26 protein-coding genes are annotated in these 26,193 nt (G+C 67.5%); 12 read left to right on the forward strand and 14 right to left on the reverse strand.

Translation table 11 applies throughout. The annotated features are described in order from the left end of the window. Positions 1–3: 3 nt before the first annotated feature. Positions 4–558 carry a PadR family transcriptional regulator gene (locus tag K2F54_RS10505; protein ID WP_220605822.1) on the reverse strand — a complete coding sequence of 185 codons (555 nt, stop codon included), beginning with the start codon at positions 556–558 and terminating at the stop codon, positions 4–6. Positions 559–711: 153 nt separating this feature from the next. On the opposite strand from K2F54_RS10505, the gene K2F54_RS10510 reads away from it, so the two are divergent. Then, positions 712–1,335 carry a LysE family transporter gene (locus tag K2F54_RS10510; protein ID WP_220605823.1) on the forward strand — a complete coding sequence of 208 codons (624 nt, stop codon included), beginning with the start codon at positions 712–714 and terminating at the stop codon, positions 1,333–1,335. Between the two features lie 23 nt (positions 1,336–1,358). On the opposite strand, the gene K2F54_RS10515 is transcribed toward K2F54_RS10510, so the two are convergent. Next, positions 1,359–1,874 (reverse strand): hypothetical protein, encoded by a 516-nt coding sequence (locus K2F54_RS10515; RefSeq protein ID WP_220605824.1) that lies wholly within the window; start codon positions 1,872–1,874, stop codon positions 1,359–1,361. Positions 1,875–2,040: 166 nt separating this feature from the next. On the opposite strand from K2F54_RS10515, the gene K2F54_RS10520 reads away from it, so the two are divergent. Then, on the forward strand, positions 2,041–2,958 hold the full coding sequence (locus K2F54_RS10520) for a helix-turn-helix transcriptional regulator (protein ID WP_220605825.1): 918 nt from the start codon (positions 2,041–2,043) through the stop codon (positions 2,956–2,958). Here K2F54_RS10520 and K2F54_RS10525 read toward each other — a convergent pair. Next, entirely contained in the window at positions 2,922–3,908 is a 987-nt protein-coding gene (locus K2F54_RS10525) for an aldo/keto reductase (protein ID WP_220605901.1), read from the reverse strand. The genes K2F54_RS10520 and K2F54_RS10525 overlap by 37 nt on opposite strands. 86 nt (positions 3,909–3,994) lie before the next feature. Continuing rightward, a complete protein-coding gene (locus tag K2F54_RS10530; RefSeq protein WP_220605826.1) occupies positions 3,995–4,795 on the reverse strand; it encodes an MBL fold metallo-hydrolase in 801 nt (266 codons plus the stop codon). Between the two features lie 223 nt (positions 4,796–5,018). Here K2F54_RS10530 and K2F54_RS10535 point away from each other — a divergent pair, with 223 nt between their 5' ends. After that, on the forward strand, positions 5,019–6,434 hold the full coding sequence (locus tag K2F54_RS10535) for an MFS transporter (RefSeq protein WP_220605827.1): 1,416 nt from the start codon (positions 5,019–5,021) through the stop codon (positions 6,432–6,434). Between the two features lie 188 nt (positions 6,435–6,622). Here the strand turns inward: K2F54_RS10535 and K2F54_RS10540 are convergent, their stop codons facing one another. The 9 genes from K2F54_RS10540 to K2F54_RS10580 form a co-directional block, all read right to left on the reverse strand. After that, positions 6,623–7,603, reverse strand: coding sequence for an SRPBCC family protein (locus K2F54_RS10540; protein ID WP_220605828.1), 981 nt, complete (start codon positions 7,601–7,603; stop codon positions 6,623–6,625). A 14-nt stretch (positions 7,604–7,617) separates the two neighbouring features. After that, a complete protein-coding gene (locus K2F54_RS10545) occupies positions 7,618–7,971 on the reverse strand; it encodes an ArsR/SmtB family transcription factor (RefSeq protein ID WP_220605829.1) in 354 nt (117 codons plus the stop codon). Positions 7,972–8,055: 84 nt separating this feature from the next. Beyond that, a complete protein-coding gene (locus K2F54_RS10550) occupies positions 8,056–9,069 on the reverse strand; it encodes a HoxN/HupN/NixA family nickel/cobalt transporter (RefSeq protein ID WP_220605830.1) in 1,014 nt (337 codons plus the stop codon). Then, entirely contained in the window at positions 9,066–9,926 is an 861-nt protein-coding gene (locus K2F54_RS10555; protein ID WP_220605831.1) for an urease accessory protein UreD, read from the reverse strand. Before K2F54_RS10555 ends, K2F54_RS10550 begins: the two co-directional genes overlap by 4 nt. Positions 9,927–9,985: 59 nt before the next feature. Continuing rightward, the gene (ureG, locus tag K2F54_RS10560) at positions 9,986–10,765 is read right to left on the reverse strand and encodes an urease accessory protein UreG (RefSeq protein WP_220605832.1); all 780 of its coding nucleotides are present in this window, start codon (positions 10,763–10,765) and stop codon (positions 9,986–9,988) included. After that, positions 10,758–11,516, reverse strand: coding sequence for an urease accessory protein UreF (locus K2F54_RS10565; RefSeq protein WP_220605833.1), 759 nt, complete (start codon positions 11,514–11,516; stop codon positions 10,758–10,760). The genes ureG and K2F54_RS10565 overlap by 8 nt, the downstream gene beginning before the upstream one ends. 9 nt (positions 11,517–11,525) lie before the next feature. Further along, positions 11,526–13,229 carry an urease subunit alpha gene (locus K2F54_RS10570; RefSeq protein ID WP_220605834.1) on the reverse strand — a complete coding sequence of 568 codons (1,704 nt, stop codon included), beginning with the start codon at positions 13,227–13,229 and terminating at the stop codon, positions 11,526–11,528. Beyond that, a complete protein-coding gene (gene ureB, locus K2F54_RS10575) occupies positions 13,222–13,566 on the reverse strand; it encodes an urease subunit beta (RefSeq protein ID WP_220605835.1) in 345 nt (114 codons plus the stop codon). The genes K2F54_RS10570 and ureB overlap by 8 nt, the downstream gene beginning before the upstream one ends. A gap of 9 nt (positions 13,567–13,575) precedes the next feature. Continuing rightward, a complete protein-coding gene (locus tag K2F54_RS10580) occupies positions 13,576–13,878 on the reverse strand; it encodes an urease subunit gamma (RefSeq protein ID WP_220605836.1) in 303 nt (100 codons plus the stop codon). A gap of 361 nt (positions 13,879–14,239) precedes the next feature. Between K2F54_RS10580 and urtA the strand changes: the two genes are divergently transcribed. The 9 genes from urtA to K2F54_RS10625 all read left to right on the forward strand — a co-directional run bounded on the left by urtA (position 14,240) and on the right by K2F54_RS10625 (position 24,898). After that, positions 14,240–15,538, forward strand: coding sequence for an urea ABC transporter substrate-binding protein (urtA, locus tag K2F54_RS10585; RefSeq protein ID WP_220605837.1), 1,299 nt, complete (start codon positions 14,240–14,242; stop codon positions 15,536–15,538). A 100-nt stretch (positions 15,539–15,638) separates the two neighbouring features. Beyond that, entirely contained in the window at positions 15,639–16,523 is an 885-nt protein-coding gene (gene urtB, locus K2F54_RS10590) for an urea ABC transporter permease subunit UrtB (protein ID WP_220605838.1), read from the forward strand. Then, on the forward strand, positions 16,520–17,632 hold the full coding sequence (gene urtC / locus K2F54_RS10595) for an urea ABC transporter permease subunit UrtC (RefSeq protein WP_220605839.1): 1,113 nt from the start codon (positions 16,520–16,522) through the stop codon (positions 17,630–17,632). The genes urtB and urtC overlap by 4 nt, the downstream gene beginning before the upstream one ends. After that, positions 17,629–18,405, forward strand: coding sequence for an urea ABC transporter ATP-binding protein UrtD (urtD, locus tag K2F54_RS10600; protein WP_220605840.1), 777 nt, complete (start codon positions 17,629–17,631; stop codon positions 18,403–18,405). Before urtC ends, urtD begins: the two co-directional genes overlap by 4 nt. Continuing rightward, on the forward strand, positions 18,405–19,091 hold the full coding sequence (locus tag K2F54_RS10605) for an ATP-binding cassette domain-containing protein (RefSeq protein ID WP_220605841.1): 687 nt from the start codon (positions 18,405–18,407) through the stop codon (positions 19,089–19,091). The genes urtD and K2F54_RS10605 overlap by 1 nt, the downstream gene beginning before the upstream one ends. A gap of 50 nt (positions 19,092–19,141) precedes the next feature. Beyond that, positions 19,142–20,815: a purine-cytosine permease family protein gene (locus tag K2F54_RS10610; RefSeq protein WP_220605842.1), complete on the forward strand. Its 1,674-nt coding sequence runs from the start codon at positions 19,142–19,144 to the stop codon at positions 20,813–20,815. Between the two features lie 31 nt (positions 20,816–20,846). Continuing rightward, positions 20,847–21,410 (forward strand): TetR/AcrR family transcriptional regulator, encoded by a 564-nt coding sequence (locus K2F54_RS10615; RefSeq protein WP_220605843.1) that lies wholly within the window; start codon positions 20,847–20,849, stop codon positions 21,408–21,410. Next, positions 21,398–21,985 carry a TetR/AcrR family transcriptional regulator gene (locus tag K2F54_RS10620; RefSeq protein WP_220605844.1) on the forward strand — a complete coding sequence of 196 codons (588 nt, stop codon included), beginning with the start codon at positions 21,398–21,400 and terminating at the stop codon, positions 21,983–21,985. Before K2F54_RS10615 ends, K2F54_RS10620 begins: the two co-directional genes overlap by 13 nt. Positions 21,986–22,489: 504 nt before the next feature. Beyond that, entirely contained in the window at positions 22,490–24,898 is a 2,409-nt protein-coding gene (locus K2F54_RS10625; RefSeq protein ID WP_220605845.1) for a hypothetical protein, read from the forward strand. A 170-nt stretch (positions 24,899–25,068) separates the two neighbouring features. On the opposite strand, the gene K2F54_RS19160 is transcribed toward K2F54_RS10625, so the two are convergent. Continuing rightward, the gene (locus K2F54_RS19160; protein WP_255576985.1) at positions 25,069–26,106 is read right to left on the reverse strand and encodes an alpha/beta fold hydrolase; all 1,038 of its coding nucleotides are present in this window, start codon (positions 26,104–26,106) and stop codon (positions 25,069–25,071) included. Positions 26,107–26,193 lie beyond the last annotated feature (87 nt).

Genomic DNA, 26,193 nt, shown 5'->3' on the forward strand with positions numbered 1-26,193 from the left:
CCGTTAGTCCTGGGCGAGGATGGAGTAGATGCGACGACGAGCTTCGTCGATCGCGGCCACGGCCTGCTGAATCTGCTCGGGCGTGCCGGTGCGGCCGACCTGAGCGGCGGCCTGGGCGAGCTCGAACCCGGCCTTGGGCAGGGCGGTGAAGCCGGTGTCCTCCGCGGAGCCTTCCGGCTCCCACGGGGCCGACGTCCCGGAACCGGCGACGGCTTCGCGGCCGGTGTCGGTCAGCGAGTAGGTCTTGCGGCCGTTGGACTCTTCGGCGCTGATCAGGCCCTCGTCGGCCAGCAGCTGCAGGGTCGGGTAGACCGAGCCGGCGCTGGGCTTCCAGCTGCCGCCGCTGCGCTCTTCGATCTCGTGGATGAGCTGGTAACCGTGCATCGGCTTCTCGGCCAGCAGGGCGAGGACGGCAGCGCGCACGTCACCGCGGCCCATCCGGGTGCCCGCCCGCTTCTCGAACTTGGAGCGCAGCTGGTCCATCGCCTGCCACATGCCCTCTGCGCTGCCTCCGAACCCGCTGCCACCGAACCCGCTTGTGGGGAATGAATTGCCCATGATGTCCTCCTCCGTGAATCGCTAACGATACTCAACGATATAGTCCGGTGCGGGCAATCGGAAGGGATTGCGAAGCCCGCGGAACGACTCTCAGCAAACTAGAGGTCAAGCCGGGAAACCGGTCGCGTCGCGCCCGGAAACTAAGATGGCCAGATGCAGTTCTCCCTGTGGGTGGCCCTGGTGGGCGCGGGCACCCTGATCAGCTTCACACCCGGAGCCGGGGCCATCAACACCATGAGCAACGCCCTCAATGCGGGGTTCCGCCGCTCGATCTGGGGAATCCTCGGTCAGCAGGCCGCACTGCTCATCCACATCGTGATCGTGGCCCTCGGGGTGGGCCTGCTCGTGGCCGGTTCACCGGTGGCGTTCAACGTCATCCGCTACGCCGGCGCGGCCTACCTGGTCTATCTGGGCATCCGGCAGTTTCTGGCCACGCCAGAGCTCGATGCCGAACGCACCAGGGCGCTGAGCGACGAGCCGCGCTGGTCGATGTTCCAGCGCGGCCTGTGGGTGAACATGCTCAACCCCAAGGCGATCGTGTTCTTCCTGGCCTTCCTGCCCCAGTTCATCCGGGTCGACCGGCCGCTGCCCACCCAGTACCTGATCGTGGCCGCCACCGTCGTCGCGATCGACATCCTGGTGATGTGGTTCTTCTTCGCCGTCGCCGCGCGGTCCTTTCAACGCTTCACCAGGGATGCCAGGGGCCAGCGGGTGCTGAACCGCGTGTTCGGGCTGCTCTTCATCGCCGTCGGCGTGCTGCTCGCGGTCATCCACTGAACCGACGCCTCAAACGGTGCAGGTTACTTCTTGTCTTTCTTGTCGTCCACGATGCCACCGATGAGACCACCGATCGCTCCGCCGAGCGCCCCGCCAGCGGGTCCGCCCAGGATCGCCCCGATCCCGGCTCCGATGCCGGCGAGGCTGGACCCGTAGCTCACCCTGGCGATCGTGACCGTCGTCGATCCGTCGGGATTCTCCGACAGCTCGAAGGACCCGACCGCGGCCGACGCCACGACCAGCGCGACCGGGCTGGCCGTGCCGGTCGCAGCCAACTCGCCATACATGTCCCGGGTCCGGAAATACGCCCGCTGGGCATCGCCTTTCGGCTCCCCCGCCTGATAGCCGATCGTGTAGAGCTCCAGCAGCGTTCGCCCTTCGGCCTCGGTGATGAGACCGCCCGCCTGCAACCGGTCCAGGATCGCTCGGTGATCACTGACCATGTCGCCCTTGTTCGCCGCGGTGATTCGTCGAGCCTCCGCGCGGGCGGCGTGCATCAATCCGGCGATATCCGTTCCAAGGTACGTCGGAGTGTCCATGTGGTGCCTCCTCTGAGCGTCGCATTTCTGTGCCGCCCAGTGAAGCACTCCCGGGAGGCCTGCACGAGGGGCGGTCGCGAACCGGCATCGCGTCGACAACGGGCTCGTCGACCGGGGTACGGGCAGGGCCTCCCCCGCGGCCGGCCGGGACCGTACTGTGGAGCGTATGTCTGATGTCCACGCTGAGATTCGCGAGTTCCTGAGTTCCCGGCGGGCCCGGATCACGCCCGAAGCTGCGGGGTTGCCCGCCTACGGCGGCAACCGCCGCGTGGCCGGACTGCGGCGGGAGGAGGTGGCGATGCTCGCGGGCGTCTCCGTCGACTACTACGTGCGGCTCGAACGCGGCAACCTCGCCGGCGCCTCCGAGAGCGTGCTCGACGCCCTGGCCAGAACCCTGCAGTTGGACGAGGCCGAACGGGAGTATCTCTTCGACCTCGCCCGGGCTGCCGGTCCGAGCCGCAGACGGGCGGGCAAACCCCGCCAGACGGTACGGCCGGCCCTGCAGCAGGTGCTCGACGCCATTTCCGACGCCCCCGCCTGGGTGCGCAACGGCCGGCACGACATCATCGCGGCCAACCGGCTCGCGCGGGCCCTCTACTCACCGGTGTTCGACGACCCGCACCGGCCCGTCAACACCACCCGCTACGCCTATCTCAACCCGGCGGCCGACCAGTTCTGGCGCGACTTCGACCAGATCACCCACAACGCGGCGTCGATGCTGCGGCTGGAGGCGGGCCGTAACCCGCACGACCCCGACCTGATAACCCTGGTCGGCGAACTGTCCACCCGGAGCGAACTGTTCCGGCGGCGCTGGGCATCCCGCGATGTGATGCTGCACCGCAGCGGGGTGAAGCGGCTGCACCACCCCGTGGTCGGCGACCTCGACCTCAACTTCGAGTCGATGGACCTGCCCAGCGAGCCCGGCCTGGTGCTGAACGTGTACACCGCCCCTGCGGGCTCGGCCTCCGCCGACGGGCTCGCCCTGCTGGCCTCCTGGGCGGCCACCCAGGAGGCCGAGTTCGCGGCGCACGATGTGGCCGCGCAGTCTCAGAGGCCGACCATCGCCATGCCGGAGTCGTCGTAACGATTGCCGGCCACACCGATCCGGTCCACCAGGGCGTTGAGGTCGGCGATGTCGTTCGCCGACAGGGCCACGGCCGCGGCGCCGGCGTTCTCCAGGATCCGCTCGCGGCGGCGGGTGCCGGGGATCGGCACGATGAACGGATGCTGCGCGAGCAGCCAGGCCAACGCGATCTGGCCCGGCTGCGCGTGCCGCGCCTCGGCCAGGGCCCGCACATGGTCGACGATGGCCTGGTTCGCGGCGAGGTTGTCGGCCTCGAACCGCGGTACCCGACCGCGGATCTCGCCGGCGCCGAAGGTCGCATCCGCGGCGACGGTTCCGGTGAGGAAGCCCTTGCCGAGCGGGCTGAACGGCACGAAGCCGATGCCGAGCTCGGCGCAGGTCGGCAGCACCGCCGCCTCCGGATCCCGGGTCCACAGCGAGTACTCGCTCTGCACGGCCGTCACCGGGAACACCGCGTGGGCGCGGCGGATCGTGTTCGCGCCGGCCTCGGAGAGCCCGAAATGCTTGACCTTGCCCTCCGCCACCAGTTCCGCCACGGTACCGGCCACGTCTTCGATGGGCACATTCGGGTCGACCCGGTGCTGGTAGAACAGGTCGATCGCCTCCACCCCGAGCCGCGTCAGCGACCCCTCGGCCACCCGCCGGATCTGCTCGGGCCGGGAATCAACGCCCTGCATCTGGCCGTCCACGATCCGCCAGCCGAACTTCGTGGCCACCACCACCTCATCGCGGATCGGCGCGATCGCGTCGCCGACGAGCTGTTCGTTCTCGTACGGGCCGTAGACCTCGGCGGTGTCGATGAGGGTGACGCCGTTCTCCACGGCGAACCGGAGCACCCCGATCATGTCGTCGCGGTCCCCCGGGTTCGGGCCGTAGCTCATCGACATCCCCATCGCGCCCAGGCCGATGGCCGACACCTCGAGGCCCTGTCCCAGCATTCTTCTGTGCATGAATTCGCTCATACGTCGACGCTACGTTCTCACGCGCGCATCTGGGAGGCTCTGTCACACCCTGCCTCGCGGCCGGGGCGGGGCGGTCATTTCTGGGCGAGCTGCTCCCGTTGCCACGAGCTCAGGTCGGTCAGCCACTCCAGCGGCGCCGACGAGCCCACCCGCGGGTCGTCGAACGCGGCGCCGTCGCGCAGCGCCTGCACGTACGCCCGGTCCAGGTCGATCCGCGCCCGCACCTGCTCGCCCACGCCCACGGAGCCGTGGCCGGGGATGACCACATCTACCCGGTCGGCCACGCTGTCGAACAGTTCCAGCGCCGCCAGGTAGTCCTCGAGCGGATGCGCCGCCTCCAGGTCGAGGAACGGCATCAGGATGTCGGACAGCATGTCGCCGGCGACGAGAACCCGGCTCTCCTCGATCAGCAGGGCCGCGTGCCCTGGCGCGTGGCCGCGGTGCTCGATCAGCCGCACGGTGGGCCCGTCCCAGGGCAGTTGCGTGCTGCCGGCGGGGAGGCCGGTGACGAGGCCGAGCAGCTCCATCGGGATCTCCTCGGCGTACTCCGGCGGTAGTCCCTCGGCGATCTGCTCCGGCCAGTCCGGCTGCGCGAGCAGGGTGAGCAGGTACGCCGCGCAGGCATCCGTGCCGTATCGGGGCGCGTCGCCGAGGTCGGGGTGCCAGAGCACGTGGTCCCAGTCCGGATGCGTCGAGAAGCCGGCCACGACCGGCTGACCCAGCTCGCGCAGATCGGCGGCGAGCCCGGCCAGCTCGGTCACGGTGAGACCGGGGTCGACGAGCAGCACGCCCTGGCGGCCCTGAACGACAACGGAATTGCTCTGGATGAATTCGCTGACGTGGATCAACACGCCCTCCGCGACTGGTTGCAACACGAAATCTCCTTCCGCTGGTGGAACACATTCGACTGTCGAGACGGTACTACGGGCGGCGGCCGGGCCCTATGGGCGCACCGACGGATACGTCCACCAGACTAGCCACATGATGTTCACAGTGTCTACAATTGGGCCTACGGCGTGCGGGCGACTCAGCCGCCGATTCGAACGGCGGTCCCTCGAGCCTTGACAGCGTCTGTGCCCGCCCTGGGAGGATCTACACATGGCAACTTCGAACGACGCTCCGCCGGCAGCCGCACAGCACGCCGACCCGGCTCCCGGTGGCGCCCGCACCTTCGCGCAGGTGCTGGTGAACACGGCCGTCGCCAACGTCACGACGAGTTTTCTCTGGTTCGCCCTCACCTTCTGGGTCTACCTGGAAACCCGCTCCGTGCTCGCGACCGGCATCATCGGCGGCGCGTACATGCTGCTCGTCGCGGTGTTCTCGATGGCGTTCGGCACGATCGTCGACCGGCACCGCAAGCACCTCGTCATGGTGTTTGCCGGCGCGGTCACCCTGGTCGCCTTCAGCATCGGCGGCGCACTGTACTTCCTGTTCCCCGAGTCCACCCTGCTCGACCTGGGCGGGCCGATGTTCTGGCTGTTCAGCGGCATCATCCTCTTCGGCGCGGTGATCGAGAACATGCGCAACATCGCGCTGTCCACCGTCGTCACCCTGCTGATCCCGGTCGAGCGGCACGCCAACGCCAACGGCCTCGTCGGCACAGTGCAGGGGCTGGCGTTCATGGTCACCAGCGTCTTCAGCGGGCTCGCGATCGGGCTGCTCGGCATGGGCTGGACGCTGATCATCGCCATCGTCCTGTCGGCGGCGGCCCTGGCGCACCTGCTGTTCCTGCGCATCCCCGAAGATCAGCCCCAGCAGGATGGCGAGCGACGGCCGCTCGTTGACCTGCGCGGCAGCATCACCGCCGTGCGCGCGGCCACGGGGCTCTTCGCTCTGATCATCTTCTCCACCTTCAACAACTTCATCGGCGGCGTCTATATGGCGCTGATGGACCCGTACGGCCTCGAGCTCTTCCCCGTCGAGGTATGGGGAATCGTTCTCGGTGTCACCTCGACCGGGTTCATCATCGGTGGCCTGCTGATCGCGAAGTTCGGTCTCGGCCGCAACCCCATCCGTACGATGCTGCTGCTCGTCATCCTGATGGGCGTGCTCGGCGCGCTGTTCATGATCCGCGAGTGGTGGTGGCTGTACGCCGCGGGCATCTGGGTCTACATGGCGCTCATCCCCGCCGTCGAGGCGTCCGAGCAGACGGTCATCCAAAAGCTGGTGCCCTTCCGCGAGCAGGGCCGCGTGTTCGGGTTCGCCGCGGCGTTCGAGTCGGCGGCGGCCCCGGTCACCGCGTTCCTCATCGCGCCGATCGCCGAGTTCATCATCATCCCGTTCATGAACTCGGATGCCGGCCGCTCCAGTCTCGGCGGGCTCCTGGGCGACGGCCAGGCGCGGGGCATCGCGCTCGTGTTCCTCATCGCGGGCATGGTGATGGTGCTCGCGGCCATCGGGGCGTTCTTCACCACGTCCTATCGCCGCCTCTCGGCGCAGTACCTCGACCAGGCCGCGTCGGTTCCGGCCGACGGCGAGCCGGATGCGACGGCGGAGGCGCAGCTGCGGCACTGAGCCAGGAGACGAAAGTCAGCTGCCGCCGAACCCGATGAAGGGGCGGCTGTCGAGATCCAGAATCTTGTCGCAGTAGCGGCAGCCGTGATACCGCGGCCCATCCGTTGAGTCCTGTTTCACGACCCATTTGTGTAGGCCGAGCCGGCACCGAAGTCGTCGTTTCATCGCGCCCTCCTCGATGCGTGGAGCTAGGCCATCGTGGGCTGCAGCAGCCCCTCGAGGCGCCGGTAGCTCGTCTCCATGCCGTCGGTCATTCCGGTCGCGAGCACCGCGTCGCGCTGCTCGGCGTTCGCATAGGTGATCACCAGTGCGAGCAAGGTGCCGCCCTCGACCTCGGTGAGGGTCAGTTCGTTGAGCGTCGCCGGGAAGTCCATCCCGATCATCGCCTCGGTCGTGACCGCACGGTACGGTTCCTCTGCCTCGAGCAGGTCGCCGGTGAAGCCGAATCGCTCGTCGCCGCCGTCCCGCTGCCACTCATAGCGATAGCTGTCGCCCACCGTGGTCGCGATCTCGCAGACGGGCATCGACCAGCCGTCCGGGCCGAGCAGCCAGCGCTTCATCAGGGCGGCGTCGTTGTGCGCCCGCCACACCTGGTGGACGGTCCCCCGGATGACCCGGGCCACCCGCACCTGGGTGTCGCTGAGGATCTGCGCCGCCGTCACGCGCTCGGTGGCGAAGGAGGCCAGATCGGCCAGCACCTGGTCGATCTGGGCCATTGCCTCCCGAGTGCCTTCGAGCATGCCCATCTCGATGAGCTGCTGCATCTGCTCGAGGGAGTCGAAGTGCGACGTCGTCCGCAGGCGGCTGCCATTCGTGGTCTCCTCGAAAGCGAAGTCCATCCGGGTGGCGGGGAGGTCGGGGTTCGGCACGCCCGCCGAATCCGCGAATCTGTCGAGCACTTCGAACGCGTGCGGAGCGTCGGCGGAGGTCCAGTCCCAGCAGCCGTAGTGCACGTCACCCTCCGGTCCGGTCATCGCGTAGATGCTCCGGCCACCGGTCACGGCGTCGTGCCGGAAGAACTTCGCCGGGTAGGTCGGCGGGCCCCAGAACCGCTCGAGTTGGCGCGGGTCGGTGTAGGCGTCCCAGAGCCGACGCAGGGGCACCGTGAAGTCGGCGTCGATCGTGATGGTGAGCTGGTCGAGGTCTTTCTCGACGGAAGTGACAGGCATGATGTTCCTTTCGGTTAGGTACCGGGTGAAGCCAGGTCGCCTTCAGCGAGCAGGATGTCGAGGCGGTCGATGCGCGAACGCCAGAGCTCCTCGAAACCGTCGAGTAGAAGCTGCGCCTGGCGGATGCGCGCGAGGTTTCCCCGCACCATCCGCTCACGGCCATGGGCTTCTTTGGTCACAAGCCCCGCGTCCTCCAACACTGCAACGTGTTTCTGCACGGCCGCGAACGACATGTCGTAGGAGTCCGCCAACTGCGACACCGAGACATCGGCCACCAGTGTGCGGCGCACGATATCTCGCCGCGTCGCGTCGGCGAGGGCGCGGAAGAGGCGGTTCACATCCTGATCTGAAAGCTCTAATACAACCATTTGATTGCAAATTAGCCGCCGCGAGGGTGTCCCGCAACCGTTCGGAACCGCGAAGGGCCGGGGTCGCCGACCCTCGGAGGGCACCTACGTCTGGAGGGCCTGCGGCTGCGGCCCGCGCATGCGGGTGCCGGCGGCCACCGCGGCAACGACCGCGAACAGGCCGACCACGATGAATCCGAAGTAGGTGGTATCGATGGGCAGGGTGAGGTTCGACACGGTGGCCTGACTGAGGATCTCCGAGAATCCCACGATCGCAACCACCACGGCGGCCGCGATCGACAACGAGGTGACGACCAGGTTGTAACGGTAGTGGCGCCCGGAATGTTGGGCTGCCCAGCCGTAGAGACGCGCCATGAAGGCACCGTCGAGGGTGTCGAAAAAGCTCATGCCGGCAGTGAAGAGCAGCGGGAGGGCCACGGCGAGGGCCCAGGAGACCTGGAAGGAGGCCGCACCGGCGGTGATGAACAAGCCGATGGTCGCGGCGGTGTCGAAGCCGAGGCCGAACAGCAGGCCCAGCGGATACATGCGCCCAGGTCGGTCGACGAGGTTGGCGACCGGGCGGAAGAGGCGGAACAGCAGCCCCGTCGGCCCGCCGCCGGCCTCGGCGGGTTCAGCGCCCGCCGACTCTCCGCGGCGACGCTGCACCAGCCGCACCAGCGAGTGCAGATTGACCATGCCGAACGCGAGCACGAACAGGACCGAGATGCTCACGCCCCAGAGGCCGGCGGCCTGGCGAATGGGCGAGGTGTCGTCTTCGATCACCGTGACCAGCACGTGCACCCCCGCCGCGAGGAGGGCGACAGTGCCGATGACCACGGTGGAGTGGCCCAGGGAGAACCAGAAACCGACCGAGCTGAACCGCGCTCCGGGCCCGGTGAGTTTGCGGGTCGCGTTGTCGATGGCGGCGATGTGGTCGGCATCAAAGGCGTGGCGCACCCCGAGCAGGTAGGCGGTGGCCGCCAGTCCCAGAACCAGCAGCGTGTCCTTGCCCATCCAGATGGCCAGGATCGGCAGGCCCCATCCGAACACGTGCAGGCCGGCGATGGTCGCGATGATGGCGATCGTAGAGCCGACCGGTGTTCGCACTGCTGGTTTCATGCGCGGGATCCTAACGAGAGTGCGTGGGCAGGGGCGGGCATCCGGTTGTCGAAGCCATCGGTGGCGTCGGCCGGGGTGGCCCAGAGGGCGGCGGCATGAACCGCGAGCGCGTGCGCGCACCAGTGCGTCCACACGGGTGTCAACAGCGAACGGTGGGCCTCGTGCTGCAGGGAGCGAGCGATGCTGGCCGGCCCCTCCGGCTGCAGCAGCTCGGTCGGCCCGAGCTGAGCAGCAGCGCCGGGCCCGTCCGAGCCGGCCGGGGCCCGCGTGCCCAGCAGCAGCAGCGAATCGAGCACCCGGTGGCCGCCGAGCACGCCGGGGACCGGCTCGGCCCCGCGCACCCGCAGCCGTTCGACGAAGAGCGGCTCGGCGACATCGCTCGTCTGCGGGTCTGCGCCGCCGGTCGTGAGCACGGTGGTGTGCAGGTCGATGGCACCGCCGCGTTCACCGGTGCGGCCCAGCACGATGGTTTCGCGCAGGCAGGCCAGTGCGCCGTGGCCGCGCAGGGTGATGGTGGTGCGTCGGTCCACGTTGGCGCCGTCGGCCAGCACGAACGGCAGGCCATGCCAGATCAGCAGGGCATTCGCCTCCACGGTCGCCTCGACGGTCCAGGTCGACTGCAGGCCGTCGGCGTCATAGGCGACGGTTCCCCCGATGTCCTCGAGCTCGAGGGTGCAGCCGGCGCCCACGGTGATCGACAGACGCACCTCGTCCCCACCCAGCAGCAGGGCGCCGCCGGCGACGAGAGCCACCCTGGCGGATGCGGGGCCGGTCTCGATGACCCGCGGAACCAGCGCCCCCGCCCGGGTTTCCAGGCGCGCCCGACCGGGAGCTGCGCATAAACGGATGGAGGTCATTTCAGGCCAAATCGGGTGCGGTCCCGGTCAGCGGAGAACGCCGACCGGAACGTGACGGGCTAGTGGTGGGTGTGAGCGGGCTCGCCGTCGTGCACATGCTCGGTCTCATCGTGGCTGTGCAGCAGGCCCGGGCCGCCCTCCTCGTCTGCGTGGAAGTGCGGCGCCATCGGGCCGGGATCCTGTGGGGTGTGGGTTCCGGCTCGGTGTTCGACCAGCAGGCCGCGCACCCAGGCGGCGAGGGTCTCCACGCTGGCAGCGTCAGAGCGCGACAGGGCGAGAACCTGGCGGCCCTCACGGGCGGTCTCGGCGTCGGCGACCATGGCCGGCACATCCACGCCCACATAGGGGGCGAGGTCGGTCTTGTTCACCACCAGCAGGTCGGCGCGGGCGATGCCGGGGCCGCCCTTGCGGGCCACGTCTCCCCCGCCGGCCACGTCGAGCACGAAGATCTGCGCATCCACCAGGGCCGGCGAGAAGGTGGCCGTGAGATTGTCGCCGCCGGATTCGATCAGCACGACGTCGAGCGGATTGAAGTCTCGCTCCAGGTCTTCCACGGCGAGCAGGTTCACGGTGATGTCGTCACGGATGGCCGTGTGCGGGCAGGCGCCGGTCTCGACCGCACGGATGCGCTCAGGCTCGAGCACGCCGGCAGAGCGCAGAAAGCGGGCATCTTCGTCGGTGTAGATGTCGTTGGTGATCACGCCGAGGCGGAGCTCTGCGGCGAGCGCGCGGCAGACGGTGGCGATGAGGGAGCTCTTGCCGGTTCCCACCGGACCGGCGACACCGATGCGAAGGGACCGCGCGGGGGCGCTGCTGGACGGAGTTGAGTTCTCAAGCACGAAATAGCCTTTGTGTCGTGCGGGAGTGGGCCTCGGCCCACCCTTCGCTTTCGGGAGCTCCCCACGCCGGGATGGCGTCGGCAGAAGTCAGGGCGGCGAGGTCGGTGACGAACTCTTCCGCTGCGGCGCACGCGGCAAGCACCCAGCCCGGCGGGATGGCCGGATCCAGCGGCTCGAGTTTGAGCATCGCCGCGGCGATGGTCTGCGCGTCGTCGTAGACGACCAGCCGCACGAGGCTCTCGGCATCGAGCCCGGCAGCGGCGGCGATGACTCCGAGCAGAACGGGCCGCGACAGGGTCGGGCCGGGCGGCGTGCTCCCTAACGCCGACGCGACGACAGCGGGATGCTCCGCCCACAGGGTGCCGGCGAGCCGCTGGTATCCGCGCGCCAGCGACCGCGAGACATCCCGAACCGCACGGCTGGGGGTGCGGGCTGCCCAGGCGCGATCGACCGTGGCCAGGGCGACCGCAAGCTGCGCGGCACCGAAGACGCCCTGCCCCGTTCCCTGCACGGCCACGTGCCGAGCCACCACGGCGGTGCCGGCCTCGACCAGGGTCACCGTGCGAACACGACCGAGCATGTAGCCGGGAACCTGGGCAGCCGGCATCCCCCCGGACAATGCGGGCTCGAGCCCGGCGGAGTGGACGTGGCCGCCGACGGGCAATCGGGCATCGGCGAGCATCATCGAGATCGTCGCGGATGACAGCGGCGCCGACAGGGGCGGCGAAAGCGGTGTTGTGCTGAGGTTCATCGGCGTCTCCTAGAACATCGTGTACAGCTGCGCCAACGGCAGACGCTCGACCGGGGCGGGGACCACGTGGTCGCCGTCGATGGAGATGGCAAAGGTATCCGGGCGGATGTCGATGCGCGGCAGCACGTCGTTGTTCTTCATCTCAGCCTTACCGACGTCACGGGTGGGGGCCACGGCGGCCAGCCGACGGCGGAGCCCGAGTCGCTCCACGAGGCCGTCCGCCAGCGCCGCCGGCGACACGAACGACACCGACAGGTCGGCCCCGATCGACTGGGTGAACGACGGGCGCATCAACACGGGCTGCGGAGTGGGAATCGACGCGTTCGGGTCGCCCAAAGCGCCCCAGACCAGGCCGCCGCCCTTGATGATGACCGACGGGCGGATGCCGAAGAACTTGGGTTCCCAGAGCACCAGGTCGGCGAGCTTGCCCGCCTCGACCGAGCCGACCTCCGCGTCGATACCGTGCGCGATAGCGGGGTTGATGGTGTACTTCGCCACGTAGCGCCGGGCGCGCTCGTTGTCGGCGGGCAGCGCGGCGGAGAGGGCTCCGCGGCGGGCCTTCATCACGTGCGCGACCTGCCAGGTGCGGGTGATCACCTCGCCGATGCGGCCCATCGCCTGGGAGTCGGAGGAGACCACGGACAGCGCGCCCATGTCGTGCAGGATGTCTTCGGCGGCGATGGTGGTGGCCCGGATGCGGGACTCCGCGAACGCGAGGTCCTCCGGCACCGACGGGTTGAGGTGGTGGCAGACCATCAGCATGTCGAGGTGCTCGGCGACGGTGTTGACAGTGTGCGGCAGGGTCGGGTTGGTCGAGCCGGGGATGATGTGCGGCAGCGACGCGATGCTGAGGATGTCAGGGGCGTGGCCGCCGCCGGCGCCCTCCACGTGGAACGCGTGGATGGAGCGGCCGTTGATCGCGCCGACGGTGGATTCGACGAAGCCGGACTCGTTCAGCGAATCGGAGTGCAGCGCGACCTGCAGGCCGTACTCCTCCGCCGCCCGCAAGGAGGCGTCGATCGCGGCCGGCGTGGAACCCCAGTCCTCGTGCACCTTGAAGCCGGCGGCCCCGGCGAGCGCCTGCTCACGGAAGGCCTCCGCCGAAACTGTGTTGCCCTTGCCCAACAGCAGAAAATTGACCGGCAACGCATCCAACGAACGATGCATGGTCTCGAGGTGCCAGGCGCCGGGCGTGACCGTGGTGGCCTTCGACCCCTCGGACGGGCCGGTGCCGCCGCCCACGATGGTGGTGATGCCGGTCGCGAGCGCCTCGTGGATCTGCGACGGCGAGATCAGGTGCACGTGCGAGTCGATGGCACCGGCGGTGAGGATCTTGCCCTCACCCGAGATGACATCGGTGGAGGGTCCGATAGCCAGGTGAGGGTGCACCCCGGCGGCGATGTCCGAGTTTCCGGCACGACCGAGCGCCACGATGCGGCCGCCACGGATGCCGACATCCGCCCGCACGATGCCCCACCAGTCGAGCACGATAGCGTTGGTGATCACGGTGTCCAGCGCTCCCTCGGCACGGCTGGTCATCCCCTGCGCCATCGACTCACGAATGGACTTACCGCCGCCGAAGACGGCCTCCTCGCCGCCCACGGTGAGATCCTGCTCGATCTCGATCCACAGGTCGGTGTCGCCCAGGCGCACCTGGTCGCCGGCGGTGGGGCCATAGATGGCGGCGTAGCGTTCGCGGCTGATCTCAACCATCGAGTGCCTCCTTTCCCCGGTTGCGCAGTTGCAGGCCGGGCACCCGGCGGTCGCCGAGGAAGGCAACAGCATCGAGCTCGCGGGAGGCCCCGGGCTCAAACCGCTGAGAAGTTCCGGAGGGGATGTCGAGCCTGAAGCCGTGCGCGGCCTCGCGGTCGAACTCCAGGGCGGCGTTGGCATCCGGCAGGTGCAGGTGCGAGCCGATCTGGATCGGGCGGTCCCCGGTGTTCAGGAACACGAGGGTGAGCCGCTGGTCGGCGGTGCGGTCGGCGTTGAGCACGATGGTGCCGGGACGCACCCGGATTGCGCCCGGGCCGGACGAGTTATGGCCTGCCATGGTCGCTCCCTAGATAATCGGGTCGTGGATGGTGACGAGCTTCCGCCCGTCGGGAAAGGTGGCTTCCACCTGCACGTCGGAGAGCATTTCGGCGACGCCCTCCATCACCTGCTCGCGGCCGAGGACGCTTCTGCCCTCCACCATCAGGTCGGCGACCGCGCGGCCGTCACGGGCGCGCTCGATCACCCAGGTGCTGAGAAGAGCGACTGTTTCCGGGTAGTTGAGCTTGACGCCGCGGTCGAGCCGGTCCCGGGCCACCATGCCGGCCACGGCCAGCAGCAACTTCTCATTGTCCGCAGGCGTGAGATGCACGCTGCCCCCTCTCCATATGCTGCCGGTTCTCTGACATCGACGGCGCTGCGCACACCGCCGAATCGATGTCAGGAGTCTGTCATATTCCGGTCACGCGCACAGCATGGCCAAGCCGGTCTGCATCATCGAATTCCCTCTCCACCCTGAAAAACCGCTAGTTTCCGCGGATCTTGCTCGCGGGGCGCCGCGACAGTTTACAAACACGACACGTTTCGGAAATGGCAGTGCAATGCCACGCCCCCATCGTGAACTCAGACACAGCATTCGTCAGTGTTCTGCTACATCGCAGAACTGGGTCGGGTCACCGATTGATCCCGTCCTTGCACCCGCGCCACATCACATCCATCGAATGGAGTTCTACATGCTCATCACCAGCAGGGGGCGCGTCAAGACGCTCCTCGCCACGGGCGCGCTTGCCGCGACCACGGCGCTCATCCTCTCCGGTTGCGGTGCCCGTGCAGGGGACACCGTGGAGACCACTGCGCCGGCCGCCGCCAGCTGCATCGACACCACGGGCGACACCATCAAGCTCGGCTTCCTCAACTCGCTCACCGGCGGCATGGCGATCTCCGAGAAGACGGTCTCCAACGTGCTGCACATGGCTGCGGACGAGATCAACGCCGACGGGGGCATCCTGGGCAAGCAGATCGAGTACGTTCAGGAAGACGGTGCCACCGACTGGCCGACCTTCGCGGAGAAGACCGAGAAGCTGCTCACCCAGGACTGCGTCGCCGCGATCTTCGGCGGCTGGACCTCGTCGTCCCGCAAGGCCGTCAAGCCTGTCGTCGAGGAGAACAACGGTCTGTTCTTCTACCCGGTGCAGTACGAGGGCCTCGAGGCATCGCCGAACATCTACTACACCGGTGCCACCACCAACCAGCAGATCCTCCCGGCGATGGACTTCCTCGCCTCCGAGGGGGTGAAGACGCTGTTCCTGGCCGGATCGGACTACGTGTTCCCGCGCACCGCCAACGCCATCATCAAGCTCTACGCGGCCGAGCTCGGCATCGAGATCGTCGGCGAGGAGTATGTGCCGCTCGACAAGGATGACTGGACCACCCAGGTGGCGAAGATCGCCGAAGCGAAGCCGGACTTCGTCTTCAACACCATCAACGGCTCCTCCAACGTCGGCTTCATCAAGGCGTACTACGACGCCGGGCTCACCCCGGAGACGACCCCGATCATCTCGGTGTCGATCGCCGAAGAAGAGGCACCGGCCATGGGCCACGAGGTCACGGGCAACTACGCGTCCTGGAACTACTTCCAGTCGCTGGACACCCCGGACAACGCCACGTTCATTGACGCCTGGAAGGCCTACCCCGGCAGCAGCGGCGTGACCAGCGACCCGATGGAGGCCGCGTACATCTCGATGTACCTCTACAAGGCACTGGTCGAGAAGGCCGGCTCGTTCGAGGTCGACGACGTGAACGCCGCCGCTGCCGAAGGTGGCGTCACCTTCGACGCACCGGAAGGCACCGTCACGCTGGACGGCGAGAACCACCACATCTCCAAGCCGGGGCACATCGGCAAGATCAACGCCGAGAACCAGTTCGACATCGTCTGGTCCTCCGACGGCGTGATCGAGCCCGACCCGTACCTCGAGGAATACGACTGGTTCCCGGCCGACGTCCGCGACGCGCTCGTGACCTCCGCGGGCTAGTCCTCCCCACCGTGCGCGGGGTTCCGGCCGGAAACGGCCCGGAACCCCGCGCACACACCCGCTTCTTCGACACTCCCAACCTCACAGAGAGGGACCATCCGTGGATGGACTCATACCGCCGCTGCTGAACGGCACCGCGCAGGGCGCACTGCTGCTGTTGGCAGCACTGGGCCTCTCACTCACCTTCGGTCAGATGGGGGTGATCAACATGGCGCACGGCGAATTCCTCATGGCCGGCGCCTTCATCGCCTACCTGACCCAGCAGGTCATTTCGTCCAGTGACCTCTCGATTCCGGTGGCGCTGCCGCTCGCTTTTCTGGGCGCGGGTCTCCTCGGCCTGCTGGTCGAGGTCAGCATCATCCAGTGGATGTACCGACGACCGTTGGACACCCTCCTCGTCACGGTCGGGGTGAGTCTGATTCTGCAGCAGGCCGCCCTGCAGATCTTCCCCGCCCAGGGTGTGCCGGTGGAAAAGCCCGGTTGGCTCGACGGCCAGCTCGCGGTCCTCGGTTATGACTGGCCTCTCCGCCAGGTGTTCACCCTCGTGCTCGCCGCCCTCTGCGTGGCCGCACTGGCCGGCTGGCTCAAGTACTCGTCGTTCGGTCGCCGCATCCGTGCCACCGTGCAGAACCGGGATCTCGCCGAGACCAGCGGTGTGCCCACCCGCAGCATCGACCGCATCACCTTCTTCGTCGGGTCCGGCTTGGCCGGGGTCGCCGGCGTGGCCGCCTCCCTCATCGGCGGCACGAATTCTCAGATGGGTACGCAGTACATCATCCCGGCCTTCCTCGTGGTCGTCGCCGGCGGCATCGGCCAGATCAAGGGCACCATCATCGCCGCCTGGGTCGTGGGCGTGGCGATGGCGTACTTCGCCGATTGGACCACCGGAAGCCTCGCGCAGGTGCTCGCTTTCGTGCTCGTGGTTGTTTTCCTGCAGTTTCGCCCGCAGGGCCTGTTCACCGTTCGCACCAGGGGGCTCACATGAAAAATCTCAAACCATGGCTTCCCCTCATCGGCATCGGGGTGTTGGCCCTCGTTCTGCTGGCCGTCGCCCCGTCGGTGCTCTCCATGCACTGGATCAACAACCTCGGCAAGTACTGCTGCTGGGCGATTGCCGCGGTCGGCATCGGCCTGGCCTGGGGTCGGGGCGGCATGCTGGTCATGGGTCAGGGGGTCTTCTTCGGACTCGGCGCCTATTCCATGGCGATGCACCTCACGCTGGAATCCGCTGGGCCCGACAGCCTGCCGATCTTCATGATCCTGTACGACCCGCTCGCACCGCTGCCGGCATTCTGGGAACCGTTCCGCAGCGACCTCTTCACCCTGCTGGCCATCCTGCTCCTCCCCGTGATCGTGGCCTCGATCCTCGGCTACGCACTCTTCAAGAGCCGGGTCAAAGGAGCCTACTTCGCCATCCTCACCCAGGCGCTGGCGGTGGCACTGGCCGTGCTGATCAGCTCGACCATCCGGGAGACCGGCGGCGACACCGGGCTGAGCGACTTCAAGTACTTCTTCGGCTTCGTCCTCAGCGACGACGGCAACAAGCTGATGGTCTACCTGATCGCGGCCGCCCTGCTCGTCGTGTGCCTGCTGGTGGTGTGGCAGCTGGGGCGCAGCCGATTCGGCGAACTGCTGATCGCCACGCGTGACGCCGAAGAACGCGTTCGCTTTCTCGGCTACGACCCCGCCAACATCAAACTGGTGGCCTTCGTGGTCGCCGCCGTGATGGCCAGCATCGCCGGAGCCATGTTCGTGCCGATCGTGGGCATCATCACCCCGCAGGAGATCGGCGCCTCCGCCTCGATCCTGATGATCGCCGGAGTGGCGCTGGGTGGGCGGGCGTCGCTGTTCGGGCCGGCACTGGGGGCCATGGCCATCGGATGGGGGCAATCCAGCCTCGGTTCCAGCTGGCCCAGCGGATGGATCTACATCCTCGGTCTGCTCTTCATCCTGGTGACCCTCTTCCTCCCGATGGGGCTGTCATCGCTGGTCGGCAAGGTCACCGGCCTGGTCTGGCGCCCGCGGGCAACGCCCACCGCCACCACCCCCGCACCCGAGTTCACTGCACCCGAATTCACAGAGGTGAAGAAATGACAGTCACCGACGGTTCGCTCGTCGTCACAGATCTGCGCGTCGAGTTCGACGGCTTCGTCGCCGTCGGCGGCGTCTCCTTCGACGCTCACCCCGGCGAGGTGAGATTCCTCATCGGCCCGAACGGCGCCGGCAAGACCACCTGCATCGATGCCATCACGGGCTTGTCCAAAGGCTCGGGATCGGCCAGGCTCGGCGGCCAGGAACTTCTGGGCAAGCCCGCCCACAAGATCGTCCGGCTCGGAGTCGGCCGCACCTTCCAGACCGCGAGCGTGTTCGACGAGCTCACGGTGCTGCAGAACCTCGACATCGCCGCCGGACTGCACCGCTCCTCGCTTTCGCTGCTGCGGGCCCGACGCGGCGTCGATCCGGCGATCCACCGCGCACTGGAGGAGACCGGACTCAGCCGGGAACTCGCGACGCCGGCGGGCATCCTCTCGCACGGTCAGAAGCAGTGGCTGGAGATCGCGATGCTGCTGGTGCAGGACGCGAAGGTGCTGCTGCTCGATGAGCCCGTCGCCGGCATGAGCCTGGACGAGCGCACCGCCACCGGCGAACTGCTCGGCCGGGTCGCCGCCACCCGCACAGTCCTCGTCGTTGAGCACGACATGGACTTCATGCGCCGATTCGCGTCCAGGGTCACCGTGCTGCACCAGGGCAAGGTGCTCAGCGAGGGCTCGGTCGCCGAGGTGCAGTCGGATCCCCGCGTGCAGGAGGTGTACCTCGGCACGGCCGCGGCGCCATCCGTTATGACCATCGGCAGGGAGGACGACTGATGCTCGAAATCATCAACATCGACGCCGGCTACGGCCGAACCAGTGTGCTGCAGGGGGTGTCCATTCCCGGTTCCACCAAGCTTGTCGCCGTGCTCGGTCACAACGGGGCCGGCAAGTCCACGCTGCTGCGCACCACGATCGGCCTGATCCGCCCGACGAGCGGGCAGGTGCTCTTCGACGGCGAGGACGTCACCCATTTGGCACCGAACCGGCGCGTTCAACGCGGCATGGCCTATGTGGCGCAGGGGCAGCAATCGTTCGGGCAGTTGACCACGATGGAGAACCTCCAGCTCATCGCCGACGGCCGGCGGGGCGGCAAGGCGAAGATCGCCGAGATGCTCGAGCGTTTTCCGGCCCTCGCGCAGTTCGCCACCCGCAAGGCCGGGCTGCTCTCCGGCGGCCAACGGCAGCAGCTGGCCATCGCCCGGGCGCTGATCACCGAACCGAAACTGCTGATCCTGGACGAACCCACCGAGGGTATCCAGCCCACCATCGTGGCCGAGATCGAGGAGACGATCATCGGGCTGGCCGAGGGCGGACTCAGCGTTCTGCTGGTCGAGCAGCACATCGGTTTTGCCCTGGCGGCGGCCGAGAAGTACGTGGTGCTCGCCTCCGGACGGGTGACGCAGGCCGGGGACGGCGGTGCGGCGGCGATGACTGACGTGCGCGCCGCGATGGTGATCTGACCCAGATTGAATCCTCGTGGCAACGCGCGCGAAACACTCCCTCGACGAAAATGGACATTGCGGATGCGCTGGGGGTGACGAAGGTGGCTCGAGCCGATGACGCGCGGGCCGCCGCCGAGGACAGTCTCGAGGACTACGCCTTCCGCTACGTCCCGCGTTCCTTCCGCCGCTGGAGCGCGCTGTCGATCGGCGGCACCGCGCTGGGCTCGATCGCGTTTCTCGCCGATTTCTCCATCGGGGCGAGCGTCGGCCTCCAGCACGGCACCGCGAACGCGGTGCTGGGCATCCTGCTGGCCTCGGTGATCATCTTCGTGGTCGGGGTGCCGGTGGCGTTCTACGCCGCGAGGTACAACCTCGATCTCGACCTGATCGCGCGCGGCTCCGGCTTCGGCTATTACGGCTCGATCATCACCACAGTCATCTTCGGCGGATTCACCTGCATCTTCTTCGCGCTCGAGGGCGCGATCATGGCCCAGGGGCTCGAGGCCGTTGTCGGCCTGCCGCTGCCCGTGGGATACCTCGTATCGACAGTGGTGGTCATCCCCATCGTGGTGTTCGGGATGCGGGCGCTGGAGCGACTGCACTTCTGGACGACCCCGCTGTGGCTCGCGCTCGCGCTGGTGCCGCTGATCTGGATCGTGTTCACCCAGCCCGACGCCGTCACCGATTTCCTCGGCTTCGCCGGCGAGTCGGATGGCGCGGTGAGCTTCAGCCGGATCGTCGCGAGCGCGGCGGTGTGCTTCGCCCTCACTCCCCAGCTCGCGGAGCAGATCGACTACATCCGGGTCATGCCCCCGCGCACCGCGGTGAACTACAAGTCGTGGTGGGCGGCGTTCGTCTTGAGCGGACCGGGGTGGGTGCTCTTCAGCGGCACCAAGCAGGTCATCGGGGTGTTCCTCGCCGTCTACCTGGTGATGAAGGTCGACCCCGGCATCGGGGACCGGGCCGTGGAGCCGGTGAAACAGTTCCTCGGCATGTACCAATCGCTGCTCCCGGACTGGATAGCCCTGGGCCTGGCGCTGATCCTGATCGTGATCGCTCAGGTGAAGATCAACGTCACCAATGCCTACTCGGGGTCGCTCGCCTGGTCGAACGTCTACACCCGGGTACGCAAGCGCTACCCCGGCCGTGCGATCTTCGTGGCCTTCAACCTGGCCATCGCCCTCACGCTCATGCTGATGGACGTGTTCAGCCTCATCTCGTTCGTGCTCAGCCTCTACGCGAACGTGGTGATGGCCTGGCTCGTCACCATCTCAGCCGACATCGCGATCAACAAGTACCTGCTGAAGCTCTCGCCCATGTTCCCCGAGTTCCGGCGCGGGATGCTGCACAACTGGAACCCGGTCGGGCTCACCTCCGTCGGGCTGTCCTCCCTGCTCTCGCTGACCTGCTTCGCCGGCTTCTTCGGCCCGGCGATGCAACCCTTCTCCGTGCTCATCGCGATCGGCGTGGCCGTGGTCGTCACACCGCTCATGGCCATCATCACTCGAGGCAAGTACTACCTCCGCAGGCGCGGCGACGGCATCCCGACGCCGATCCTGGACCGGGACGGAAACCCCTCCGGGGAGCGACTGCGCTGCCACGTCACTGGCTACATGTTCGAACGACCGGATATGATGGTGTCTGCTGAGCGGGGGCCGCACGGGGAGATTCAGTTCATCTCGTCGCTTGCGCTGACGCTCGACACCTCCGGCCGATATCTGCTTCCGCCGGAACCCGCCTAGCACTATGTTGCCGGGCGAAGAAGGAGGCGTGATGGACAAGCCGGTCGACACCGAGGCCGCGATCCTCGGGAGCGCGGTCGCGCTCCTGCGGGAGCACACCTTCGAGGACATCTCGTACCTCGATCTCGCCGAGGCCACCGCGGTGTCCGAGCGCACCATCTACCGCCGCTTCCCCACCCGCTCGCACCTGCTCGAGGCGCTGGCGAGCTGGATCGAGGCCGAGCAGTTCCCGCTCCCCCAGTTCCGCACTCCGGAGGAGTTCCGTGAGGCGGTTCGCGCCCGGTTCCGGGCCTACGAGACCGCGCCCGGCTGCGCCTTCGTCGCGGCTCGCGGTGCAGCTCTCTCGCCCACCACCCAAGCGCCGGCGGTGCCGATCACCAGCGCCATCTTCGCCATGCTCGACGACGCGGCGCCCACCCTGAACGGCCGCGACCGGCAGCGTATCGCCGCGGCCGCGCGGTACTTCGCGTCGCCCATGTTCTGGGCACGGATGCGCACCGGCTTCGATATGAGTGCCGACGAAACCCTCGAGGCGTTCGACCGCGCCATGCTCCCGATCCTCGCCCCGGCGAGAAAAACGAGTTGGGCGGCGTAGTGCCGGAGGCCGACCTGGCTCCGGAGCTGTCGTCGACCCAAACGGCGATCCTCACGGCGTACTCCGAGCTGATCGAGGAAGTCGGCACCGACGACGTCTCGTTCCGGCTCATCGCGGTGCGGGCCGGCGTCGGCGAGCGCACCATCTTTCGCTACTACCCCGCGCGCGTCGATCTGCTCCTGGCGACCTCGGCGTGGATCGAGCGGACGATCTTCACCCGGCAGGAGTCAGAGTCGATCTTCGACGTGCCGCTCGCGATCCGCGAGGCGATGGAAGCCTACGACCGGCGCCCGGAACTCGCGCACGTCGTGGCGGAGACCGCGTTACGCGGTGTGAACGGCGCGGAGCCGGCGCCACGCCGGGACCGGTTCGACACGATGGTGCGCGGGGAGGTTCCCGCCCTGGCCGAGCATGAGCGGCGTCTCCTCGTGGCCGCGCTGTGCCACCTGGATTCCGCGGCGACCTGGGTCACCATGCGCCGGGAGCTCGGCATGGCGGGCCGGGACATCGCCGACGCCGCCATGTGGGCCGCGGAGGCGCAACTCGACCCGATCCGCGACCGCGCCGCCGGCTAGGCCGACAACTTCACTGGTTGTCACTGGTCATAGTCGCAGTGCGGACAACGGTAGTTGTCGGCACCATAGGCAATGAAGAAGGCGCCGCCGCACCTGCTGTTCGAGCAGACTCTCCTGATGTTCTGGTTGCCCGAAGAACTCGCACTTGCCTTGTAGGTGAACGCCATTAATCTCTCCCCGCACGTTGATTTGATCTGGAGTGCCGACCGGCCGAGGTGGAGGCTGGGAAAAACTTCAGGCCAGTCGGGATTTCTGTTCAGTATCACCTAGCGTCCCAACGAGCGCCAGCCCCAGTTCCCCCCGTATCCAGGGCGTGGCATCCCCCCTCGTTTTGGGCGCACAGAGCGCTTGTGAGAAGCCGCTGAGCCCACATAGGCTGTGCTCCTGAACCCCCATGTGCACCCTGGTCCGGACCTTGTGAAGTGCCTCCTATTACCGACGGCACGATGCTTGCAAGGCGAAAGCCAACGACAACGAACGCGAGCCGCCAGCGAGGAGCATGTGATGGGCATCTTCAGTAGGAACAGCGCGTCCCAGGAACCAGCAGCCGTGTCGAGCGACGCAGCGGCGCCAGACCAGCCGCTCGTTGACCCGGACCTCAATGCCGACGATCCGAGACAGCTGGTGTTCGGTCTGCTCAAGGGTGCGGGTCTCACGTTCACGCTGAGTTGCCCCGGAACTGTCGATGGACTCCTGCGAGAGGCACTCCGGGCTTCTCCAACCCTCGGGAGGTCACGTCACCTCGGTCGCGGTTTCTTCGCCCTCAACGACGATCCGGCTACGATCTGGGTCGCGACCGAGGGACCGGGTGGCTCTGCAGTCTTGGTTTTTGGATCCCCCGAGTCCGATAGCGCTCTGCTCTTCAAGGCCATCACCCAACCCTTTGAGGCCTGCCGCTCACCGTTTGCATCGGGATTTGTCTTTTCCGGAACGACCAAACCCCGACTGAAAGCCGTTATCGAGGGCGGCGACGTCGTGCCGATTTGGGAGGTCCACGAATTCAGCTCACTGGCGCCAACCGGTGGATACATCACCCTTCCCGCCCAAGTGCGCCGTACCGTGCGGTCGTGGGAGCGCCTCACGGTCGACCTCTACCGGCGCGAGTTCACCGACCATGACGGGGACGCAGTCTCAGTGCATGTCGCCCTGCTCGATGGACAACCCAAGCTGCTGGTGAACATGGCGAGCTTGCCCGACAGCAGTATTCGCACCATCGAGCGACTGCTCGAAGGAACCCAGTACACCCTCGAGCAGTGGGAAGACATGACCGTCGTTACCCGGGTGTTGCCGGCGGGCACCGACGCGACGGACCTGGCCGATCTGGCCCAAACCTTCGTCGATGACCTGACTGCGGTGCTCGCAGCGGTGACGTCCGCCCAGGCGCCCGAGCTGCCCGCGACCTCGGGAGCTTTGACTGTCTGGCAACATTTTGATCACCCGGGGTCGGGCAGCGTCGTCGCGCGAACTTTCGACTGGCCGGCCAGGGCCATCGAATACACGATGACTGAACGAGTGCGCGAATCCGGATCGGGTGAAGGGTCGCGGTTCTCGACTCTCAACCGGCTCGCGGCCAGACTGCGCGAACGACGTGGCGCCGGCTTTGAATACGCCTGGCGGGCATCCGGTGACGTCACGCTATCGCCGAGCTGGCTCACCCTGCGTTCGGCCAAGATCGACGTCGAATCCGGTCGGATCGTCGCGGCCGGGCACCTCACCCACGAAGTGTGGGGTCTTCCCCCTGCCTATGATCTCGGAGCGATCGACGGACGCAATATGTCGTCATTCCCCGATGATGGTCACACCGATGGCTTGTTGTGGCCCCCGCAAACGCTCTACATCGGCACCGTGGCCTCGGGCACGATGATGCCCGTTGACGCCACAATAAATGTGATCTCCGTTGACCTCCACGGGCCGTCCGGCTCGATCGCCTGCCTCGAGCACCTCGGATCGTCCACGGGCGCGATCACGATCTACGACCAGGGTGAAAACCGCCGAGTTGTCACGGTGATCGAAGGCCTCGCGGGAAACGAACCGATTCGCTTCAGCAACGACGGAGAATGGCTTCTCGTTTCGAGAAGCCGCGACTCCGTCTTGGTGCACGCGTCGACCGGGCGATGGGTGACTCTCGACGTCGCGAACGCCGACTGGTGGCCCCTGGACGGATCAAGCCTGCTCACCATAGAACATGCGGATGGAACCGGCACACCGCGCGTCTTCAGTCTCGCCGGCAACGAGTACATGCAGTCGTTCCCGGCGATCAACCTGGATGTGCCCGCCATCCCCGAATACCCCTACTTCTGGCACCCGACGGTGTCCCCGAATGCCAGGGAAGTCCTCGTGCAAACGCCAGCCGGCGTGTCTCCTGCGTATCAGCAGAAGAACGGGGCAGGCAATCACCTCGCTCGAGTCACCTTGGCAACGGGACGGGGTGTGCTGGAGCACAGGGTGTACTTCGACGATTATCAAACGTTGGAGTGCGATGTCAGCGAGGCTCGTTGGGTACAACGACCGCCACATGCGCCGCTGGAGCTGCACCCAGTTTTCGTGGCCCGCCTCGAAGAGGCGATCACGACGCACCCTCATCTGGATCCAGGCAGGTGGGCTGACGAAGCCGAGCGAATCCTCATCCGCTCGCTGAACATGATGATCACACTCGCTCAGCAGGGTGAAGACATTCATCACCTCCTCCCCGAGGTGCTCGCCTCTCTCGTCGCCGTCGCTCATGACAGCGACGTGATCGAGCGCCAGCGGGAATGGCTGGTCGGACTGCAGAGAACGACGAGCACGATGATTGCCAACGGCTCGACCAGCGGACGGTCGGCTACCGCTTGGCGTCGTTTCGGGGAAGCGATCGCCGCCGTCCAAGCGGGCAGGCCCGACCTGATCGTGCCGCTCAGCGCGACGTGGGCCTGATCCTCTGATCAAGTCTTGACCACCCTGCCCTACCCTCGTGCTGCAGTGCGGCGATCACCGCCCTCCTTCAGGCAAACCAGGATGCTAGGCCGATGATCGCAGGCCCAGTGGCCGCCGGCTAAGACGGATCGCCCACTCGCGACGCGACTGGACGACGCCCGCCGACGGAATCAGTGCGGGTGGGTCAGCACCCAGGCCGCCGCGGCGGCGCGCGAGGGGACGCCGAGCTTGGTGCGCGCGTTGGCGACGTGCCGGTGCACAGTGTGGGCGCTGAGGTAGAGCCGGTCGGCGATTTGAGCGTCGGTCAGGCCTTGGGCCACGAGCGTCAGCACCTCGCGTTCCCGCGCCGTGAGAGCAGCCGCGTTGTGCTGCTCGGCCGGCGCGCGCGGCGGCAGGCCGTCGAGGAAGCGTTCGACCGCATCGACCACGGCGAGGCTGTCGCCCACCCACGGGAAGTGGTCGTCGCCGTCCAGCGCCACGAAGGTTGCGCCGGGCACGGTGTCGGCCACCTCGCGGCCGAGGGCGAACGGGATAGCCCGGTCGTCTCGCCGATGCAGCACCAGGGTCGGCACGCGCACCCGGGCGAGGTACGCAGCCGAGTCCATTTCATACACCGCGCGCAGCGCCTTCGCTGCTGTCTCCCGTGAGGCGGACCGCCGCTGGAACTCGGCGAAGTCCGCCCGTTCTCCGCCTGTCGCGTTCGGGAGGAAAACGTCGGCCAGCACGCGTGCGCCGAGCCCCCATTGTTTTTCGACGATTGACACCAGCAACTCCCGTGCGGCCGGCGAGGCGATGTCCGCACCGCGCGCATAACTGCCGTAGAGCACCAGTCGGTTCACGCGCTCGGGATGCTGGGCGGCGTAGGCCGACGCCACCGCGGATCCCGACGAAGCGCCCATCAGTGCCACGCGCGGATACTCGATCCGCTCCAAAAACCCGGCCAGGGTCGCCAACTCCTCGTCGAGGCTCACCGGAGGAGACCCGTCCCGATCAGACAGACCGGTGCCGGGGCGGTCGTAGCGGATGACGGCGTGCCGGCGAGCGAGGCCCCGCACGAATCTCCGAAACGCCGGATCCTGCCAGTTCAACGCCAAGTGGCTGGCCCACCAGCCCCCGACCACGAGCGGGGAACCCGACCCCACGGCACACCAGGCCACGCTGCGGTCACCCATCTGCGTGTGCCGCACGACCTGCTCGTCCGCCGTCATATCCGGAGTCTAAAAAGCGCACGCAGGTTGTCAAGCATCGGCGCCTCACCACCCGCCTGACCTGATCTGGGGCCCGTCGCGACGCTG

Origin of the sequence: Cryobacterium inferilacus (assembly GCF_019599185.1) — a bacterium.
In the GTDB taxonomy this organism is placed as follows: Bacteria; Actinomycetota; Actinomycetes; order Actinomycetales; family Microbacteriaceae; genus Cryobacterium; species Cryobacterium inferilacus.